This is a genomic window from Microcoleus sp. Pol12B3, assembly GCF_036701355.1.
Classification (GTDB): Bacteria; Cyanobacteriota; Cyanobacteriia; order Cyanobacteriales; family Microcoleaceae; genus Microcoleus.
In genome coordinates, this window is sequence record NZ_JAUBQS010000059.1 from 19,657 (window position 1) to 39,248 (window position 19,592).

The 19,592-nt window shown below is 46.9% G+C and carries 16 protein-coding genes and 1 pseudogene; 12 read left to right on the plus strand and 5 right to left on the minus strand.

All coding sequences use genetic code 11. The features are described 5' to 3' along the window. The first annotated feature begins 106 nt into the window (after nt 1–106). Nucleotides 107–3,310 carry an efflux RND transporter permease subunit gene (locus QUA53_RS23230; protein WP_333100049.1) on the plus strand — a complete coding sequence of 1,068 codons (3,204 nt, stop codon included), beginning with the start codon at nt 107–109 and terminating at the stop codon, nt 3,308–3,310. A 43-nt stretch (nt 3,311–3,353) separates the two neighbouring features. Here the strand turns inward: QUA53_RS23230 and QUA53_RS23235 are convergent, their stop codons facing one another. Then, a complete protein-coding gene (locus QUA53_RS23235) occupies nt 3,354–3,488 on the minus strand; it encodes a hypothetical protein (RefSeq protein ID WP_333100050.1) in 135 nt (44 codons plus the stop codon). A gap of 116 nt (nt 3,489–3,604) precedes the next feature. Here QUA53_RS23235 and QUA53_RS23240 point away from each other — a divergent pair, with 116 nt between their 5' ends. Beyond that, nucleotides 3,605–4,633: a hypothetical protein gene (locus tag QUA53_RS23240; protein ID WP_333073773.1), complete on the plus strand. Its 1,029-nt coding sequence runs from the start codon at nt 3,605–3,607 to the stop codon at nt 4,631–4,633. 60 nt (nt 4,634–4,693) lie between these two features. Here the strand turns inward: QUA53_RS23240 and QUA53_RS23245 are convergent, their stop codons facing one another. The 3 genes from QUA53_RS23245 to QUA53_RS23255 form a co-directional block, all read right to left on the minus strand. Further along, nucleotides 4,694–4,942, minus strand: a complete 249-nt coding sequence (locus QUA53_RS23245) for a transporter suffix domain-containing protein (RefSeq protein WP_333100051.1) — start codon at nt 4,940–4,942, stop codon at nt 4,694–4,696. Between the two features lie 195 nt (nt 4,943–5,137). Continuing rightward, on the minus strand, nt 5,138–5,956 hold the full coding sequence (locus tag QUA53_RS23250) for a carbohydrate ABC transporter permease (protein WP_333100052.1): 819 nt from the start codon (nt 5,954–5,956) through the stop codon (nt 5,138–5,140). Nucleotides 5,957–6,191: 235 nt separating this feature from the next. Next, nucleotides 6,192–6,389, minus strand: a complete 198-nt coding sequence (locus tag QUA53_RS23255; protein ID WP_333067170.1) for a hypothetical protein — start codon at nt 6,387–6,389, stop codon at nt 6,192–6,194. 64 nt (nt 6,390–6,453) lie between these two features. On the opposite strand from QUA53_RS23255, the gene QUA53_RS23260 reads away from it, so the two are divergent. The 7 genes from QUA53_RS23260 (at nt 6,454) to rdgB (ending at nt 14,178) form a co-directional block, all read left to right on the plus strand. Further along, nucleotides 6,454–7,146: an aldehyde oxygenase (deformylating) gene (locus QUA53_RS23260; protein WP_333100053.1), complete on the plus strand. Its 693-nt coding sequence runs from the start codon at nt 6,454–6,456 to the stop codon at nt 7,144–7,146. 170 nt (nt 7,147–7,316) lie between these two features. Then, nucleotides 7,317–8,339, plus strand: a complete 1,023-nt coding sequence (locus QUA53_RS23265) for a long-chain acyl-[acyl-carrier-protein] reductase (protein ID WP_333035377.1) — start codon at nt 7,317–7,319, stop codon at nt 8,337–8,339. A 551-nt stretch (nt 8,340–8,890) separates the two neighbouring features. Beyond that, the gene (gene accA, locus QUA53_RS23270) at nt 8,891–9,871 is read left to right on the plus strand and encodes an acetyl-CoA carboxylase carboxyl transferase subunit alpha (protein ID WP_333073767.1); all 981 of its coding nucleotides are present in this window, start codon (nt 8,891–8,893) and stop codon (nt 9,869–9,871) included. Nucleotides 9,872–10,113: 242 nt separating this feature from the next. Further along, nucleotides 10,114–10,839, plus strand: a complete 726-nt coding sequence (locus QUA53_RS23275) for an SDR family oxidoreductase (RefSeq protein ID WP_333100054.1) — start codon at nt 10,114–10,116, stop codon at nt 10,837–10,839. Between the two features lie 103 nt (nt 10,840–10,942). Continuing rightward, on the plus strand, nt 10,943–11,677 hold the full coding sequence (gene folE, locus QUA53_RS23280; RefSeq protein WP_333100055.1) for a GTP cyclohydrolase I FolE: 735 nt from the start codon (nt 10,943–10,945) through the stop codon (nt 11,675–11,677). A gap of 274 nt (nt 11,678–11,951) precedes the next feature. Continuing rightward, entirely contained in the window at nt 11,952–13,376 is a 1,425-nt protein-coding gene (locus QUA53_RS23285) for a phosphoglucomutase/phosphomannomutase family protein (protein WP_333100056.1), read from the plus strand. A gap of 214 nt (nt 13,377–13,590) precedes the next feature. Continuing rightward, on the plus strand, nt 13,591–14,178 hold the full coding sequence (gene rdgB, locus QUA53_RS23290; RefSeq protein WP_333100057.1) for an RdgB/HAM1 family non-canonical purine NTP pyrophosphatase: 588 nt from the start codon (nt 13,591–13,593) through the stop codon (nt 14,176–14,178). Nucleotides 14,179–14,339: 161 nt separating this feature from the next. Here rdgB and QUA53_RS23295 read toward each other — a convergent pair whose 3' ends face one another. Continuing rightward, nucleotides 14,340–14,678: a P-II family nitrogen regulator gene (locus tag QUA53_RS23295; protein WP_006633346.1), complete on the minus strand. Its 339-nt coding sequence runs from the start codon at nt 14,676–14,678 to the stop codon at nt 14,340–14,342. 350 nt (nt 14,679–15,028) lie between these two features. On the opposite strand from QUA53_RS23295, the gene QUA53_RS23300 reads away from it, so the two are divergent. The 3 genes and pseudogenes from QUA53_RS23300 to QUA53_RS23310 form a co-directional block, all read left to right on the plus strand. Continuing rightward, complete coding sequence (locus QUA53_RS23300) at nt 15,029–16,327, plus strand: MFS transporter (RefSeq protein ID WP_333100058.1); 1,299 nt, start codon at nt 15,029–15,031, stop codon at nt 16,325–16,327. A 434-nt stretch (nt 16,328–16,761) separates the two neighbouring features. Beyond that, nucleotides 16,762–18,597 carry a biosynthetic-type acetolactate synthase large subunit gene (ilvB, locus tag QUA53_RS23305; protein ID WP_333100059.1) on the plus strand — a complete coding sequence of 612 codons (1,836 nt, stop codon included), beginning with the start codon at nt 16,762–16,764 and terminating at the stop codon, nt 18,595–18,597. A 195-nt stretch (nt 18,598–18,792) separates the two neighbouring features. Then, nucleotides 18,793–19,515: pseudogene (locus QUA53_RS23310) on the plus strand (protein kinase domain-containing protein); the annotation flags it as partial. Nucleotides 19,516–19,592: the final 77 nt, after the last annotated feature.

Below are 19,592 nucleotides of genomic sequence, written 5' to 3' on the forward strand. Positions count from 1 at the left end.
ACTTGATTGCTCCGCTCTCAAAAAGAGGGCTATTTTAATTTTTGACTGAAGTTCATGCAATTAGGAATTAGCAATTATCAACTAACAACTACCCATTACCCAAATAATGTTTGCAGATTTCTTTATTAAACGACCAGTCTTTGCTAGCGTCTGCGCCTTAATTATTATTTTGGTAGGCGCAATCAGCATTCCCAGCCTGCCGATCGAGCGCTTCCCCGACATCAGCCCTACCCAAATAAACGTCACAGCTAACTATAGCGGGGCTAGTGCTGAAATTGTCGAAAATGCCGTTACCAACATCCTAGAAAGACAAATTAACGGCGTTGAAGGACTCAAATATCTAACTTCTAGTAGTAGTAACGATGGCACTAGCACCATTACAGCTACCTTTGATTCCTCGCGCAACAAAGACATTGCCGGGGTCGATGTTCAAAATCGAGTTGCAGTTGCTCAACCCCAGCTACCCGATGCCGTACAACGCACAGGAGTTAGAGTTACCAAACAATCTACAAGTCTCCTACTAGCGATCGGTTTATTTACAGAAAATAAAGAATACGACACCATATTTTTAAGCAACTACGCTGACCTATATTTAGCAGATGCTTTAAAGCGGGTAAAAGGTGTTGGCGACGTGCGAATTTTTGGGGAAAGACGCTATGCAATGCGTTTATGGATAGACCCAAATAAACTAGCAGCTCGCCGTCTCACAATGCAAGATGTAACGACGGCTCTCAACGAACAAAACTTGCAAGTTGGTGCTGGGAGAGTTGGTCAAGAACCGGCTCCCCAGGGACAAATGTATCAAATTGACTTGCGTGCTGAAAGTCGCCTGAAAGAACCAGCCGAATTTGAAGAAATCGTCCTCAAAACAGAGACCAATGGAACGTTAGTTAAATTAAAAGATGTGGGGAGAGCAGAACTAGGGGCAGAGAATTACAGCTCATTTCTGCGATTTCGAGGCAACGATGCAGTAGGTTTAGGGATTTACCAACTGCCTGGAAGTAATGCTTTGAATGTTGCCCATGCCGTCAAAACAGAAATGGAAAAACTAGCGGTTGCTTTCCCTCCGGGTTTGATACATAGAGTAGCGCTGGACACGACTTTGTTTGTAGAAGAGTCGATGGCAGAAGTAGTCAAGACATTATTTGAAGCAGTCTTGCTAGTGGTGATAGTGATTTTTGTTTTCTTACAAGACTGGCGCACCACTATTATTCCTATCATCACAATTCCAATTTCTTTGATTGGGACGTTTGCCTTTATCAAAGTTTTCGGATTTACGATTAACAGTTTATCTCTGTTTGGTCTGACATTAGCGACGGGATTAGTGGTTGATGACGCTATCATTGTAGTAGAAAATATTGACCGCCTCATCCGCCAAGGAATGAATGCCCGCGAAGCAGCTTTTGAGTCGATGCGGGAGCTTTTTAGCGCTGTAATTGCGACTTCTTTAGTGTTGATGGCAGTGTTCGTACCTGTGGCATTTTTCCCCGGAACTACAGGAGCGCTTTACAAACAATTTGCACTGACAATTGCTTTTTCAGTTCTGCTTTCTACCTTTATTGCTATTACTCTCACGCCCTCACTTTCAGCTATATTGCTGCGTCGAGGGCCCAAGTTTGGGGGTCCGCTAGGTTGGGTTTTTGACCGTTTTAATGGAGTTCTCAATTGGGTACAGCGGCAATATCGGAAATCGTTAATATTTCTCACAGGAATTAAGACTATTGTCACCCTCGTGTTCATCGCTTCTCTAGGAGTAACAGCTTGGCTTTATTTATCAGTGCCCACAGCATTTATCCCGGAAGAAGACCAGGGCTATTTTATGACAATTATTCAAGGGCCCCAAGGTGTTTCGCTGCAATACACTCAGAAAGTAATGGATCAAGTGGAACAAGAAATCCTCAAACTTCCTGAAGTTGTCGGGACTTTTTCAGTCGGTGGATTTGGTTTTAGCGGTAGCACTTCTAATCAAGGCATTATATTTACTACCCTGAAACCCTGGGAAGAACGTCACGGAGAAGATCAAACCGTACAAGCGATTATTGGTAAGTTGCGGGGTAAGTTTTTCTCGATTCCCGAAGCTAGAATTTTCCCAGTGAATCCGCCTGCTATTCAAGGTTTAGGTCAATTTGGGGGTTTCCAATTTCAATTGCAAGACCGCAAAGGTAACGGCGGTTTAGATGGCTTAGTCCAGGCTATGGGCGGGATTTTGAAGCAGGCAAATCAGACACCGGGATTGCAAGCGGTATTTAGTACATTTGCTGCGAATACGCCTCAGTTAATTGTGGAGGTTGACCGCAATCGAGCTAAGGCTCTAGATATTCCCATTAATGATGTTTTCAGTACGTTACAAACGGCTCTGGGTGCTCAGTATGTCAATGATTTTAACCTCCAGCAGCGCAATTATCGGGTGTATGTTCAGGCTGATAAACAGTTTCGCGATAACCCTGAAGATATTGGGAAATTATATGTGCGTTCTGGAAAGAATGAAATGATTGCTTTGAGCAATGTGGTGAAGATCACTCCGGTGGTGGGCGCACAAACTGTTAACCACTACAATTTGTATAGGTCAATTGAGATTACTGGCTCTCCGGCTCCGGGAGCGAGTTCTGGACAGGCGCTAAAATCGATGGAAAAGGTGTCGGCTCAAGTTTTGCCTTCTGGTTTTGGCTATGAATGGTCGGGGAGTTCTTTAGAAGAAATTGAATCGGGGGGTCAAGCACCGATTATTTTCGGTTTGGGGCTGATTTTTGTGTTCTTGGTGTTGGCTGCTCAGTACGAAAATTATGTCGATCCTTTCATTATTTTGCTGGCGGTTCCTCTGGCGATTTTGGGTGCACTTTTAGCTCAGTCGTTGCGGGGCTTGGCGAATGATGTTTATTGCCAGATTGGTTTGGTAATGTTGATTGGATTGGCTAGTAAAAATGCGATTTTAATTGTGGAGTTTGCGAACCAGTTACGGGAGCGGGGATATCCAATTGCTAAGGCGGCAGTTGAGGCTTCTCAAGAGCGTTTACGACCGATTTTGATGACTTCTCTAGCTTTTATTTTGGGTATTGCTCCTCTGGTTAACCCAGAAGGTGCGGGGGCGGCCAGTCGTAGATCGCTAGGGAATGCGATCGCGGGGGGGATGGTTGTTTCTACTGTCTTGAGTTTGTTTATAGTGCCGGTTCTGTATGTGGTGGTTGTCTCGGCTCGCGATCGCTTTAAGAAGCGCGATCGATTAGAAAATCTCCCCGAAGATGGCACAATTTTGAATGGGAAAACGAATCCGGCCGAGGAGATTGAACGCGATAAAGTATCGCCGTTTTAGTGGGTAATTAGTTCCTTTAACTATCCCCTTAGTGGCTGTTTCTTCACAATACCGGACTATCTGTGCCATCGACTTTTTGATTGTTGCGACGCTGTGGGGCTACTCTCGGAGAAGACTTTTTGTGCAGGTAGCGATCGCCCGATCGCACCCCATCGTGCAATAATGATATGACTTGCACAAAAACTCTATTAGTAGGTAAATTTTGCCTACCTTACCGCTACATATAGCGTCTCAACTGTCAACCCGTGCAAGTTACCAATTAAACCGGCTGTTGCACTACACAAATTTTTCCTAATGGCTGAAGTCCCCCTAAATCCCGCAGAACTTGCAGAAGCCCTCAACGGCTTTACCGATATCAATTTCCAATTGCCAGACCCCGAAGACGAACAAATACCAGACTTTGATTTTGACAATCAGGTTGACAATGCCTGGAAAGTGTGCGATCGCTTCGACTTGCAAACCGACATTTGGCGGGGACGAATCCTCCGAACAGTTAGAGACAGAGAAAAAAAAGGTGGCGAAGGACGCGGAACAGGCTTTTTAAACTGGCTAAAAGAAAGAGAAATTGGCAAAAGTCAAGCCTATTCTTTGATAGAATTAGCTAATAGTGCCGATACTCTGATCCAGCAAGGAGATTTAGACCCCAATTCCATTAGAAACTTCAGCAAAAGAGCCTTTGTAGAAACCGCCAAAGCATCTCCCGAAGTTCAGCAAATGGTAACAGATGCCGCAGCAAGTGGCGATCGCATCACCCGCCGCGAAGTCAAACAACTCTCCGACGAATGGATGGCAATGAACTCAGATTTATTGCCAGAAGAAGTCAAAGAAAAAGCATCTACCGGTTCTCTACCTTCCCGCTACCTCGCTCCTTTAGTCAAAGAAATGGAGAAACTCTCCCCATCTCACCAAAGCGAAATTCAAAAAGAAGTAGCAGAAAATCCCGACGTAGATACTGTCAAACAGCTAACTTCCGACGCCAAAAACTTATCAAAATATCTCGACGCAGCCGCCCAAGTGCAAGCTCTCAATCAGTCTCACTTAGACATGGAAATGGCCTTAGAAGAATCTTTGCGAGTAGGCTGTTTGGGAACTACAGCCGACGTTGTAAAACAAGCCGCACAGCTAGAACAAACAGTAGTCAAACTCTACACGATTTGGAAGCGTTTAGGCAGTTTAGCTGATAGATTATACGTGGATACAGGAGCAAGTACACCAAATTTACGCTTGCTTTTGGGATGCTTGGACAGTCTTTCGGGAGAAAAGATTGAAGTGGATTTTGGAGACGGAGAACGCTCTATTCGCTTGCAAATTTTCAGCGAATAGCTCAACCTTCACCGCAGATAAACGCCCACATCCAGGGTGAATATCTGCGTCGAACCCTGTTCATCTGCGGTTGAAATTTCGGATTTTTTTCCAAAAATAGCGGGGATGCAAATAACGCCGATATTTGGTAACTACTTCTTTCCCCAACAGCATTACGCTAATCCAAAAACAAACCTCTGCCCCAACAGCTAGAACGACAGATAAAGTAGTTTTTTGGGGAATGTCCAGTGGCAGGAAGGGCACAACAAACAAGATTGCCAGCCAGGGCAGAAAAGATATGACAAATAAAAATAAACCGAGCTTTTGCATAGATTCAAATAATACTTTGATATCTGCTTTATCTATTAGTCCGCTGGGAGTTGATTTTGTTTTTATACTAGCGAGTGGAGTCGCCGAGTGACTACAAACTCAAATCTTGTACCAATGTCAGCAAAAGGCATCTTGGCTGTTGCTGACATTGGTACAAGATGTGACTAGAAACTTAATCGCCAATCTCTCTCCACCTCAATTCTTAATCCCCGTCTCCGCAATCCCCCGAATAAACTGCCGTTGACCGGCCAAAAACAGCAATACCACCGGCACTGTTCCAATTACCACTGCTGCCATCAACAACTGCCAACTGCTAGTAAACTGTTCCTGAAACTCAGCCAGAACCAACTGCACAGTCCGCAACTCCGGCCGCGTCGTAAATACCAGCGGCTTAAACAAATCGTTCCACTCCCCGATAAACGTAAACAAAAACAGCGTCACCAAAGCAGGGCGGGCCAAAGGTAACATCACCTGCCACAACACTTGCCATCGGTTAGCCCCATCCAGCATTGCAGCCTCCTCCAACTCCACCGGAACCGTCATAAAATACTGGCGCAGCAGAAAAATCCCAAAACCGTTAGCCGCCGTCGGCAAAATCAGCGCCCCGTAAGTATTCAGCAGATGACCCCACTTCAAAACCAAGAAAATCGGAATCACCAAAAGCTGAAACGGAATAGCCAGTGTCGCCAAAACCCCTAAAACTAGGGCCTGTCGGCCGCGAAACTTCAGCCTGGCCAAAGCATAACCAGCCAAAGCAGAAGTCACAACCTGAAAACCCGTCACTGCGATCGCCACTACAGTAGAATTAAGGAATGCCAACAAAAAATTGCCCCGCCGCCAAGCCTCCTGATAGTTCGCAAAAGTCAGGCCTGTGGTCTTGACACCGACACCAGATGGTGATACAGAAACTAAAAATACAGCAGCCAGTGGCAGCAGCACCAGCGCAGCCCCCGCCAGCAACAAAATAAAACTCAGTAGTTCCAGCGCTTGAGATCTGTCAAAGGATTTACCCATAAAATTGTGAATTAACCTAAAATAATAAGCCTGTGACGTTATCCCACCCGATCGCCTCCCAAAGGCTTCCCATACAACAACATAATATGTCCTAGAGGGAAAGAAGGAGTACCTAGGGAGGAAGTTGTGATTAGGATATAATGTTAGAGATAGAGTTGGTACTGTAAAACCCTTCAAGGTGGAGACATAGACCGTATTTCTATCATCTATTTCCGGGCAAAAGATCGACTAACGACTAATTCAAGTAATTAGTAAATAGATAGCATTCTAGCGATAGTCTTTCTGGAGTGTTCGACGGCAAAAGTCCGGCAAACACGCTGAGGACGCCAGTTTTTCCCGGAACGTCAAAGAAAAGTTCTTTGTCGAAAGAATCCTCAGCTATAATCTGTGATTTAGATGGGGTGCGTTCAAAATAGGTAAAGTGTACTGTCACTGACCCCCAATTTTAAAGGGGTTTCCAAACATCCCACAAGCTTATATGAGGAGACTACATATCTATGCCCCAGCTTGAGGCCAGCCCAACAATTGACTTTCAAACCGAAACTTACAAAGATGCTTACAGCCGCATCAACGCCATTGTGATTGAAGGCGAACAAGAAGCTCACGACAATTACCTGACACTGGCCGAACTGTTGGCTGACAAAAAAGCAGAGTTAATTGGCTTGTCCAAGATGGAGAACCGCCACATGAAAGGCTTCCAAGCTTGTGGCCGGAATCTTAAAGTCACGCCCGACATGGCATTTGCCAAGCAGTTCTTTTCGGAACTGCACAAAAACTTCCAGACGGCCGCGGCCCAAGGTCAGATTGTAACTTGCTTGTTGATTCAATCGCTAATTATCGAGTGTTTTGCGATCGCAGCTTACAACATCTACATCCCCGTCGCCGATGACTTTGCCCGCAAAATCACCGAAGGCGTCGTCAAAGAAGAATATAGCCACCTCAACTTTGGGGAAGTCTGGCTGCAAGCTCACTTTGAGGAATCCAAAGCCGAACTAGAAGCCGCCAACCGGGAAAACCTGCCCATCATCTGGAGACTGCTAAACTCTGTCGCAGACGATGCCCGCGTTTTGGGAATGGAAAAAGACGCTTTAATCGAAGACTTTATGATTGCCTACGGCGAAGCCCTAGGCAACATAGGCTTTAACAACCGCGATATTATGCGGATGTCAGCACAAGGCCTCGCAGCCTAGTTAATTGGGAAATAAGGAATGGGAAAAAAATTAAAAATTAAAAGTTAAAAAGGGGATAACTCATTTTAAAAAATAAATTTTTAATCTTCCCATCTTCCATCTTTCATCTTCCATCTTTCATCTTCCATCTTCCATCTTCCATTTTCAATCTTCCTTCATTTGACAACTTAATGTTTGGTCTAATCGGTCACTTAACCAGCTTAGAACACGCCCAATCAGTAGCTAACGAGCTGGGCTATCCAGAATATGCCGATCAAGGTCTCGATTTTTGGTGCAGCGCACCGCCCCAAATAGTTGATCAGATCACGGTAACAAGCATCACTGGACAAAAAATAGAAGGCCGCTATGTGGAGTCCTGTTTTCTGCCAGAAATGCTAGCCACTCGCCGGATTAAAGCAGCCACTCGCAAAATCCTTAATGCGATGGCACACGCTCAAAAAAACGGGATTAACATCACTGCTTTAGGCGGCTTTTCTTCGATCATTTTTGAGACTTTCAACTTGCAGCAAATTAAGCAAATTCGCAATCTCAAGTTGGAGTTTGAACGCTTCACTACCGGTAACACTCACACGGCTTACATCCTCTGCCGCCAAGTAGAAGAAGCAGCCCCAAAATTGGGAATTGAACTTTCAAAAGCCACTGTAGCCGTTTGCGGTGCTACGGGGGATATTGGCAGTGCGGTGTGTCGCTGGCTCAATGTTAAAACAAATGTAGCAGAATTGTTGCTGATTGCCCGCGACAAAGAACGATTGCAAGATTTGCAATCAGAATTGGGGCGAGGCAAAATCATGGACTTGGAAGAAGCCCTGCCCCAAGCTGATATTGTAGTCTGGGTAGCCAGTATGCCCAAGGGAGTAGAAATTGACCCTAAGACATTGAAGCAACCCTGTTTATTGATTGACGGCGGCTATCCAAAAAATCTGGCAACTCAGGTTCAGCATCCAGAAATTTACGTACTCAATGGCGGCATTGTAGAGCATTCCCTCGATATTGAGTGGAAAATTATGAAGATTGTCAATATGGATGTACCGGGCAGACAGTTGTTTGCCTGTTTTGCTGAATCAATGCTGCTGGAATTTGAAAAAATGTATACCAACTTTTCTTGGGGACGAAATCAAATTACTGTGGAAAAGATGGAGCAAATCGGTCATATTTCTGTCAAGCACGGTTTCAGGCCTTTAATGTCATTTTGATGTGATGTGTTGTAGTTATTGGTTATTGAGGAAAGTTTTTCTGATAATAACCAGTAACTTTTTTGATAAGGTTAAGCGTTAACAGTCAACTATTAACATTATCTCCCAGAGCACGAGCATAATAAAAGTAGTTTGTAGTTCAGAACAAGCGGATGTGATTGGTCGCAAGAGTTTGTGTTTAATTATTCGGATATTTGATAGTTGGCGACAAAATGTAATATAGACAGGGCTGTTAAAGCTTCCGAAGAGGTGAGTTCGATCGCGCTGGTGTCGCTTTTGGACTTGGGAACTGTTCAGCAGGGTTAGGTCTTTTGTGGCGGTGGGGAACCCAGGGACGCTGGGAAATAGAGGCGTAAAAATCAGAAGCAAGCAAAAATAGTGTAGCAAAAAACGAGGCTCAAGTCTCTGGTTTTCAACAAGCTTAGTATGCCAAGCATAATTCAAAATTCAAAACTTCCCAATTTCCCCTCTTTTTCAGCATCCCCTGACAGGGTAGGATCTGGAAATAGTCGATCGACAAAACCTGACAAAACCTTATAGAAATTATCCGCGTGCCAAACCCAGACCGTAAACCCTTACTGTTAGATTTTGAAAAGCCTCTGGCCGAACTCGAAACCCGAATTCACCAGATTCGCGAACTCGCCGAAGAAAACAGCGTCGATGTCACCGACGAAATTCGCAAACTCGAAGCTCGCTCGGCCCAACTGCGACAAGAAATCTTCAGCAGCTTGTCCCCCATGCAGCGGCTGCAACTCGCCCGTCACCCGCGCCGCCCCAGCACGCTCGATTACATTCAGGCAATTAGCGACGAGTGGATAGAGCTTCACGGCGATCGGCGCGGCGGAGACGACCCGGCCCTCGTCGGCGGAATTGCCCGCATAGATGGGCGTCCCACAGTCATTATTGGCCATCAAAAAGGGCGCGACACTAAAGACAATATCGCCCGCAACTTCGGTATGGCTGCTCCCGGCGGCTACCGCAAAGCCCTGCGGTTGATGGAACACGCCGATCGCTTCGGAATGCCGATTTTCACCTTTATCGACACTCCGGGAGCTTGGGCGGGCTTAGAAGCAGAACAGCTCGGACAGGGAGAGGCGATCGCCTGCAACCTCCGAGAAATGTTTCGCCTCGACGTTCCCATTATTTGCACCGTCATCGGCGAAGGCGGTTCCGGTGGCGCATTGGGTATCGGTGTCGGCGAGCGGCTGTTGATGCTGGAACATTCCGTCTACACCGTCGCCACCCCCGAAGCTTGTGCAGCCATTCTCTGGAAAGACTCTGGTAAAGCTAACTTGGCTGCAGAAGCCCTGAAAATCACTTCCTGGGATTTGAAAAACCTCGGCATTCTCGATCAAATAGTACCAGAGCCGATCGGCGGCGCTCACTCGAATCCCCTCAAAGCTGCGTCCATACTCAAACAAGCTTTGTTAGAAAACTTAGCAGAACTAACACAGCTTACGGCTCAGCAGCGACGCGAACTCCGGTATCAAAAGTTTCGCCACATCGGTGTATTCACTGAAATTTCTGCTTGAGCCGATCGATTCAGAGTTATCAGTTATGAGTTAAAAATTTTTAACTTTAAACTCATAACTCACAGCTCATTATTCTGCCGATCGGTCAGCAGTGTTATAATTTCTCAGGTGACACCGGCTTAACAGTTCTTAATGTTCATCTCATAATTAACTGTTATCACCCGCAGCAGACAGTTGTCTAATTTGCCGAAGAAGGCTGCAACGCTTGAGGGATTTGCCGAGCCAAAGTATTAGGACACTTAATGAACCATCCAACAACAAAGCAGGCTCTGATAACCGGAGCCAGCAGCGGTATTGGCAAAGCGACGGCTCTAGCATTCGCCGCCGAGGGCATAAATCTGGCCTTAGTTAGCCGAGAGTCGGAAAAGTTAGAAGCCGTTGCCGCAGCAGCCCGAAAAGTCGGAGTGAAAGCAGAAGCTTATCCCTTAGACTTGGCAAAAATTGAGCAAGTGCAAAGCAGCATCAGCGCGATCGCATCTCAATTGGGTTCCGTAGATATCCTCGTCAACAGCGCTGGCATGGGCTACACCGGCTCTTTGACGGAAACGCCCCTAGCCGAGTGGCAGAGCGTTCTAGACCTCAATCTAACTAGCGTTTGGCAGTGCATTCTAGGAGTTTTGCCCTCCATGCGCGATCGCGGATCGGGAATCATCATCAACGTTTCCTCGATCGCCGGCAGCCAAACCTTCCCCAACTGGGGAGCTTACTGCGTCAGCAAATTCGGTCTCATGGCTTTGTCTAAAACCTTAGCCGCCGAAGAACGGACTCACGGAATTCGCGTCACAGCAATCTGTCCGGGTTCTGTCAATACTCCCATGTGGGACACAAATACCGTGGACGCCAACTTCGATCGCAGTGCCATGTTAACCCCAGAAATCGTCGCCCAATCAATTCTGCACGCAGTTCAGTTGCCAGCAAGTGCAGTAATTGAAGAAATCACCCTCATGTCCAACGCAGGAGTTTTGTGAACTTGAGATTTTAGACTGCTGGATTTTTCTCGAATTCAACAATCTTTGAATCTCTAGCTATATCCCCAAATCCAAAATCGATTCACCCTCACACCAACTTCTTATGACAATTTCATCAAACACCAGTTCCAATGGATCGAACTCAATCTCGACTGACAGCATGACACTTTCAGAAACTGCAGACAACAACACCCCGCGCATCCCCACTAGACCCGATCGCAATTCCTCGAACGGTCAAGAATCCAGCGTGCCCAAACCCTCCGAAGTAGGCCAAGAAGAAATGATGGAGGCCGTTCGCACAATGCTGCTGGGAGTAGGAGAAGACCCCGAACGTGAAGGATTGCTCAAAACCCCAAAACGGGTAGCAGAAGCAATGCGGTTTCTCACCAGCGGTTACAGTCAATCCCTCGAAGAACTCCTCAACGGCGCTATCTTTGACGAAGGCCACAACGAAATGGTACTGGTACGAGACATCAGCGTATTCAGTATGTGCGAACACCATATGCTGCCGTTTATGGGCCGAGTTCACATTGCTTACATTCCTAACCAAAAAGTAGTGGGATTAAGCAAATTAGCCCGAATTTCCGAGATGTACAGTCGCCGGTTGCAGGTGCAAGAACGTTTGACGCGCCAAATTGCCGAAGCAGTTCAGACAATATTGGAACCGAAGGGAGTGGCCGTAGTAATGGAAGCCAGCCATATGTGCATGACGATGCGGGGTGTGCAAAAACCTGGTGCTTGGACGGTTACGAGTGCAATGTTGGGCGTGTTCCAAGAAGAACAGAAAACTCGCGAAGAATTCCTGAATTTGATCCGCCACCAACCAGCATTCTTTTAGTCAATTGACACTTGACAGTTGGCAGTTGGCAGTTGGCAGTTAATAGTAATTAGTAGGTTGGCTTGAGGGACGAACCCTCCGTTTCACTCCGCCCAACCTAATCTATCAAGCAAGGCTAATGACAGCCAACAGTCAGCAGTCAACAGTCCATAGCCAGAGTAAAGGCTGTGGAAGCAATTCCATAATCCAAAATCTAAAGTCTAAAATCTAAAATCAGATGACGATCGACTGATAAACCCATAAAATAGACGGGTGACTCATGACTTGTGACTAAATGAATCCCATTAAATTCGGTACAGATGGCTGGCGCGGCATCATTGCTGACGATTTTACATTCGATCGCGTAGCGTTAGTCGCTCCCTTAGCGGCACAAGTTCTCGCACCAACCGGCGGCAGCGATGGCAGCAGCGGTACCGTAATTGTCGGTCACGACCGCCGATTTCTGGCTGAAGAATTTGCCAAAACAGCGGCTGTGGCCATCCAAAACGCAGGATTTGACGTGCTGCTTAGCGAATCCTACGCCCCCACTCCAGCTTTCAGTTTAGCTGCCAAACAATTAAATGCTTTGGGTGCGATCGTCCTGACAGCCAGCCACAATCCCGGTCCATATTTAGGGTTAAAAGTCAAGGGAGGATTTGGCGGTTCAGTTTCGCCCGAAGTTACTCAACAGATAGAAGCAAAACTAGACAATCCGGCGGCACTTTCAGCAACTCCCGGCAAATTGGAGAATTTCAATCCTTGGCCGGCTTACTGCAAAACCTTGCGGGAAATGGTAGATATTGAGGCGATTAAAGAAGCGATCGCCAGCGGCAAAATTACAGTATTTGTAGATGTAATGCACGGTGCCGCCGCCGGAGGATTAGCTCAAATTTTAGAAGAAACAGTACATGAAATCAACAGCGATCGAGATCCGCTGTTCGGCGGCGGTGCACCGGAACCTTTGCCGCGCTACCTGTCGCAGTTATTTCGGGTGATGCGTACTCATCAGCGAAAAAGTTCTGGTTTGTCGATCGGCTTTGTATTTGACGGAGATAGCGATCGAATTGCAGCCGTTGACTCTAGCGGCAACTTTCTCAGTTCACAAATCCTAGTTCCCATACTAATCGAACATTTAGCAAAACGGCGCGGCTTGACGGGGGAAGTCATCAAAACAGTCAGCGGTTCAGACATCATTCCCAAAATTGCCAAGCTGTACGACTTGCCTTTATTTGAAACGCCGATCGGTTACAAGTATATAGCCGATCGAATGTTAACCACCCAAGTCTTAGTCGGCGGCGAAGAATCCGGAGGAATTGGCTACGGTACGCACATTCCCGAACGAGATGCTTTACTTTCAGCGCTGTACTTATTAGAAGCAGTTGTCAAATCCGGGGAAGACTTAAGCGAAATTTACAGCCGACTGCAACAAGAAACAAGCTTTACTTCAGCTTATGACAGAATCGACTTGCACTTAGCTAACATGGAAGAAAGGTCGCGTTTGCTGTCGCTGCTGCAAAATCAACCCTTAACAGAAATCGCCGACAAAGCAGTTGTAGATTGCAACAAAGTTGACGGATATAAATTCCGTTTAGCCGACGGAAGTTGGCTGTTAATTCGGTTTAGCGGAACCGAACCAGTGTTGCGGCTGTATTCAGAAGCGGCGACATTGAAAGAAGTTATGCAAAACTTAAACTGGGCGAAAAAGTGGGCGCATAATTAATCATAGTTTTGAACCGCAGATAAACGCAGATAAAAATAGCTCAAATACTATCAGCGTTAATCAGTGTTCATCCGCCGATATCTGCGGTCAAAAAATCCCATTATTTCCCAGCCTCCAAGTAACCGACTCCCAAGCAACCAGAAACAATATAACTTATTTGCGATCGTGCGACGTTTTTTTTGTTAATATCAAGCAGTAAGTTTTAATTGAAATAATGACCGATCGCAAATTGCTAGTTGTAGCTACGGGCAATCCGGGTAAACTCAAGGAAATGCAAGTTTATCTTCAAGATTTGGGATGGGAATTGGAGATCAAACCGGAAGAGTTGGAAATTGAGGAAACAGGCGAAACTTTTATTGCTAATGCTTGCTTGAAGGCGTCTGAAGTGGCAAAAGCAACGGGCAAATGGTCGATTGCCGATGATTCTGGTTTAATGGTAGATGCACTCGACGGTCAACCTGGGATTTACTCCGCGCGCTACGGGAAAACCGATGCTGACAGGATATCTCGACTTCTCAAAGAATTGGGTAGCCAACAAAACCGGGAAGCACAATTTGTTTGCGCGATCGCGATCGCCCGTCCCGACGGTACAATTGCCTTGCAAGTAGAAGGAATTTGCCGAGGCGAAATCCTGCACACTCCTCGCGGTACGGGAGGTTTCGGATACGATCCCATTTTCTACGTACCCGCACAGCAACAGACTTTTGCCGAAATGACACCGGATATCAAGCGATCGCACTCTCACCGCGGCCGAGCCTTCCATGCTCTATTACCACAAATAGCGAACCTTGTCAACCCATAATGAGGAAAAAAGCCAAAACAGGGGGTAACTGTGGCATTGGATATTGAGAGTTAGGTATCAGAATTAAACAGGAAAGAGGTTTTTCCTTAGCAATGACCAGTTACCAAAGACCAATTACCAAAGACCAATTACCAATACCCAATGCCCAATGCCCCAGTATCTTAGATTGCCTCCAAGTTCTTTTCCCCAGTCCGAATCCGAATAATTTGTTCTACAGGAGAGATGAAAATCTTGCCGTCGCCAATCTCGCCCGTGCGGGAAGCTGCGATAATTTTATCAACCACCATGTCAACCTGATCGTTTTCCACAACAATCTCGACCTTGAGCTTTTGCAAAAACTCAACGGTGTACTCAGAACCGCGATAGCGTTCTGTCATGCCCTTCTGACGGCCAAAACCTCTAACTTCAGAAACAGTCATCCCCACAATACCAGCATTGACGAGTGCGATTTTCACTTCGTCGAGTTTAAAGGGGCGAATAATAGCTTCAACCTTTTTCAAGTTTTTCACTCCTAACAGTTAGTACCTTCGTTATATTACTTAATCGGCGTGACATCTTTTAATACCACTGCCAACAGCAAGTATTTTGTCAAGTATATTACCCTATCTTGTACTCGCGATGAAATGCACGCCAACCTTTAACAATCTTCTCGGATTTTCCGGGCGCGCGGGTTCTCGGCTCCGGCCGATCGCGGTACAGTTAAGAAGACTGCAGCCGTCCCCCGCCGATCTGCTAAAACAGAAAAAGAACCCAGGAGACAGGAGTTTTCCGAGTTTCCGCTTTGCTATGTGAGATTTGCACGTATTGCTGAAAACTATAATTGCCAGAGGCGGTCAGTTAAACTATTCTTATGCACCCAGCCAGCCCTCCCCCTGACCGCAGCGGGCTTGATGCCCTACTGAGAAATCGCCCCTTCCTAGCCTTGTGGACGGGCCAGTTATTGGCCCAAGTGGCGGATAAAATTTTTTACGTATTGCTGATTATTCTGCTGAAAACCGGCGACTACCGACCCTGGCCGGTTTCTTGGCAACATTCGGAAAATTCTATGCTGTCAGCGGTGATGATCGCCTACACCGTGCCGGCGATCGTCTTTGGTTCAGTAGCCGGGATCGTGGTAGACCGCTTTTCCAAAAAGCAAATGCTGATCGCCTGCAACGTGATTCGAGCCGGGTTGATTGTAGCTTTGCCGTTTTTGCCCAAAGCTTTTGTGGTTTTGCTGACGGTGACGTTTTTGATCTCTACCGTAACGCAATTTTTTGCTCCGGCAGAGCAGGCGGCAATTCCTCTCGCTGTGGGGCGAGAGGGACTGATGTCGGCAAATGCGCTGTTCGCCTCGTCCACAATGGGCGGGATTATTGTCGGGATGACGATCGGCGAACCGCTGTTTAGTTGGGTCAAACACAGCTTCGGACCAGCTTCTCAAGAGTTTTTGCTGGGCGGGTTGTACCTGATATCGGCAGGTTTGATCTATGCCATGCGGATCAAAGAAAGTCATGCCGGCAGCAGTGGCAAAAATGTCCATCCTTGGCAAGATCTCAAAGAAGGTTTGCGCTATTTGAAACACAATCACCTTGTCAGCAACGCGATGGTGCAGTTGACAATTTTGTATTCCGTGTTTGCGGCGCTTCAGGTGCTGGCGATCGCGCTTTCAGGCAAAATAGGTCTCAAAGAAACTCAATTTGGCTTTTTGCTGGCTGCGGCGGGAGTCGGAATGGTCTTCGGCGCAGCCTTTTTGGGACACTGGGGCGGTCGATTCCACCACAAACCTCTACCTTTAATCGGTTTCTTGATGATGGGTTTTGTATTAGCAATGTTTGCCTTTACCCGACAGTTGTGGGTGGGATTCGGATTGAGTGCTCTGTTCGGTTTTGGTGCTTCCTTAATTAACGGCCCGATGCAGGCTCTGATTCAAGAAAAAACTCCAGAATCTATGCGGGGCAAAGTCTTTGGATTGGAAAACAATGCGATTAATATTGCTCTGAGCCTGCCTTTAGCGATTACCGGCCCGCTGACTGATGCTGTCAGCAAAGCCGTCCGATCGGATGACCTCGGCTTGCGGATCGTGTTACTGAGTTTGGGCTTTTTGGTATCGGTGATGGGCATGGCAGCTTGGAAACATACTCGCAAAGTATTGCAGGATGTTCTCTGAGACTTTGGCAAGAAGGAAGTTCGGCAACGAGCAATGTACGGGATGTAACGGAGGTAACGGATGTAACGGAGGTCAAGAAGAAGGGAGAAGGAAGAGGGAAGAGGGCTTTATTTTCGCGATCGATCTCTAACATAGCAATCCCCCTGATAGTGAGGACGTTCTTAATTGCTGAAACGATTGTTTTTGTTGTCGAATGTCGCATGACGAATCCTATACAAGCGTCATATCGCGGTAAACCGACATAGAGGCCGCTATTTCCTCTGTTTCTTTTCTTCCTCTGCTGTTCCACAATGTCTAGATCGGGCGAACCCTCTGCGATCGCGAAATCTTTTGTAAAATCTCACCACTTAAATTTTCATAGTTTCATTAATTGAGATTAAAGTAGTATAAAAGCTTTCATTAAAAATCATAATTAGTTTAAGGAAGGAAATTCTGTGCAACTAAAAACTAAAGTGACCATCAGACGTGCAACTGGTGGATTTGCTCTGATTGACAGCTTGATCCGCCACGGCGTCAAGCATATTTTTGGTTATCCGGGCGGCGCAATTCTGCCGCTTTACGACGAACTCTACCGCGCTGAAGAAACCGGCGTTATCAAACATATTCTGGTGCGGCACGAGCAAGGTGCTGCTCACGCGGCCGACGGGTACGCCCGCGCTACCGGACAAGTTGGTGTTTGTTTTGCTACTTCGGGCCCCGGCGCAACTAATTTAGTGACGGGGATTGCGACGGCACACATGGATTCGATCCCGATGGTAATTATTACCGGTCAGGTTCCCCGGCCGGCGATCGGCACTGATGCGTTTCAGGAAACGGATATTTACGGGATTACCCTGCCAATTGTCAAGCATTCCTATGTAGTGCGCGACCCCAGAGATATGGCGCGAATTGTGGCAGAAGCTTTCCACATCGCGAGTACAGGGCGGCCGGGGCCTGTGTTGGTTGATGTACCCAAGGATGTGGGTTTAGAAGAATTTGACTATCTGCCCGTGGAACCCGGAGCAGTGAGAATTCCGGGCTATCGGCCGACGGTGAAGGGAAATCCCCGCCAGATTAATCAAGCGATTCATTTGCTGAAGGAAGCAAAGCGTCCTTTGCTTTATGTGGGGGGCGGGGCGATCGCAGCGGGGGCGCACGAGGAAATTAAGGAACTCGCCGAACTTTTCCAATTGCCGGTGACGACAACGCTGATGGGCAAAGGTTCCTTTGACGAAAACCATCCTTTGTCTGTGAAAATGCTGGGGATGCACGGCACTGCTTACGCTAATTTTGCCGTTACCGAGTGCGATTTGCTGATTGCTGTAGGGGCGCGGTTTGACGATCGCGTCACCGGAAAATTAGACGAGTTTGCCGCGCGGGCGAAGGTGATTCACATCGATATCGATCCGGCAGAAGTTGGCAAAAATCGCGGCCCTGACGTGCCGATTGTCGGAGATGTCCGCCAAGTTTTGATCGATTTGCTGCGTCGCTGTCGGGAGACTGGAGTTTCGGGGAAGGCTGGACAGACTGCGGACTGGCTGCACAGGATCGATCGGTGGAAACAGGACTATCCGTTAGTTGTGCCTCATTACCCAGACATTTTGTCTCCGCAAGAGGTGATTTCGGAGTTGGCTACCCAAGCGCCGGATGCTTACTACACAACAGATGTCGGTCAACATCAAATGTGGTCGGCTCAATTCTTGAACAACGGGCCGCGCCGCTGGATTTCGAGCGCTGGTTTGGGCACGATGGGTTTCGGGGTGCCGGCGGCGATGGGCGCGAAAATGGCGCTGCCGCATGAGCAAGTGATTTGTATTGCTGGCGATGCTAGCGTGCAAATGAATATTCAAGAGCTGGGAACGCTAACACAATACGGCATTAATGTCAAGATTGTGATTGTAAATAACGGCTGGCAAGGCATGGTGCGGCAGTGGCAGCAGGCGTTCTACGGGGAGCGTTATTCGTCGTCGAATATGACTGTAGGGATGCCGGATTTTGTGAAGCTGGCTGAAGCTTATGGCGTGAAGGGGATGCTGGTTTCGCAGCCGGAGGAACTCAAAGATGCGATCGGTCAAATGCTCGCTCACGACGGCCCGGTGCTGATGAACGTGAAGGTGACGAGGGACGAAAACTGCTATCCGATGGTTGTTCCAGGTAAGAGCAACGCTCAAATGGTTGGTTTGCCCGATCGTAGCAAGTTGCAATCTGCGGAGTTGGTTTATTGTCCGAGTTGCGGCGCTAAGAATGTTTCGACGAATAACTTTTGTCCTGAGTGCGGGACAAAAGTTTAAGTAGAGACACGGCAATGCCTTGTTTGGCAGGGGTTTAAACCCCTGCCGATATTTTGGGTTAAGCGGTTTTTCGGGTTAAGTTAACACGATGAAAGGCAATGCCATGTCCTTACCCGGAGATGGTGTTTCACATTTAACACCCTCTCCGCTGGCATCGCATTGAGAGCTTTAATCTGTAATCTCTAAGCATATTTTATGAGCCAGTGTCTAAACCCTGATTGCCTATTCCAAAACCCGTCTGGCTATACAAAATTCTGTCAAAAATGTGGAAATAAACTGCTATTGGGCGATCGCTACGGAGCCCAAAAAATTATTGGACAAGGGGGATTTGGGCGCACTTTTCTAGCTATTGACGAGTATAAACCATCAAAACCTTCCTGTGTTATTAAACAATTCTACCCCCAACTTCAAGGTACTTCTAGTATCCAGAAAGCTGCTGAGTTATTTGAGCTGGAAGCAGTACGCCTAGAACAGTTGGGTAAACATTCTCAAATTCCCGACTTATTAGCATATTTTAGTCAAGATGGACGGCAGTATTTAGTCCAAGAATTCATCGACGGTGAAAATTTAGCCCAAACACTAGAATCTAAGGGATATTTTAGCGAAACGCAGATTCGCAACTTGCTTAATAATTTATTGCCAGTATTCGAGTTCATTCATTCCCGCCAAGTAATTCACCGGGATATCAAGCCAGAAAATATTATTCTTAGGCAAGATGGGCAAGTGGTTTTAGTTGACTTTGGAGCCGCGAAATATGCGACACAAACGGCTCTAGCGGTAACGGAAACGAGGATCGGGACGGCTGGATATACGGCACCAGAACAAGCCAACGGCAAAGCTATTCATGCGAGTGATATTTATAGTCTGGGTGTGACTTGTCTGTGTCTGTTAACTCAGGTTGAGCCGATTTATTTATTCGGTAGTGCTTTTATGTAAAGGATAGAGGATAATAGCACTACCCCAATCTTTTGAGGAGTCTCATGATGAAACCCTAT

Coding starts and splice junctions, on each gene's coding strand:
- QUA53_RS23230 (WP_333100049.1), top strand. CDS start 107: ATGTTTGCAGATTTCTTTATTAAACGACCAGTCTTTGCTAGCGTCTGC.
- QUA53_RS23240 (WP_333073773.1), top strand. CDS start 3,605: ATGGCTGAAGTCCCCCTAAATCCCGCAGAACTTGCAGAAGCCCTCAAC.
- QUA53_RS23245 (WP_333100051.1), bottom strand. CDS start 4,942: ATGCAAAAGCTCGGTTTATTTTTATTTGTCATATCTTTTCTGCCCTGG.
- QUA53_RS23250 (WP_333100052.1), bottom strand. CDS start 5,956: ATGGGTAAATCCTTTGACAGATCTCAAGCGCTGGAACTACTGAGTTTT.
- QUA53_RS23260 (WP_333100053.1), top strand. CDS start 6,454: ATGCCCCAGCTTGAGGCCAGCCCAACAATTGACTTTCAAACCGAAACT.
- QUA53_RS23265 (WP_333035377.1), top strand. CDS start 7,317: ATGTTTGGTCTAATCGGTCACTTAACCAGCTTAGAACACGCCCAATCA.
- QUA53_RS23275 (WP_333100054.1), top strand. CDS start 10,114: ATGAACCATCCAACAACAAAGCAGGCTCTGATAACCGGAGCCAGCAGC.
- folE (WP_333100055.1), top strand. CDS start 10,943: ATGACAATTTCATCAAACACCAGTTCCAATGGATCGAACTCAATCTCG.
- QUA53_RS23285 (WP_333100056.1), top strand. CDS start 11,952: ATGAATCCCATTAAATTCGGTACAGATGGCTGGCGCGGCATCATTGCT.
- rdgB (WP_333100057.1), top strand. CDS start 13,591: ATGACCGATCGCAAATTGCTAGTTGTAGCTACGGGCAATCCGGGTAAA.
- QUA53_RS23300 (WP_333100058.1), top strand. CDS start 15,029: ATGCACCCAGCCAGCCCTCCCCCTGACCGCAGCGGGCTTGATGCCCTA.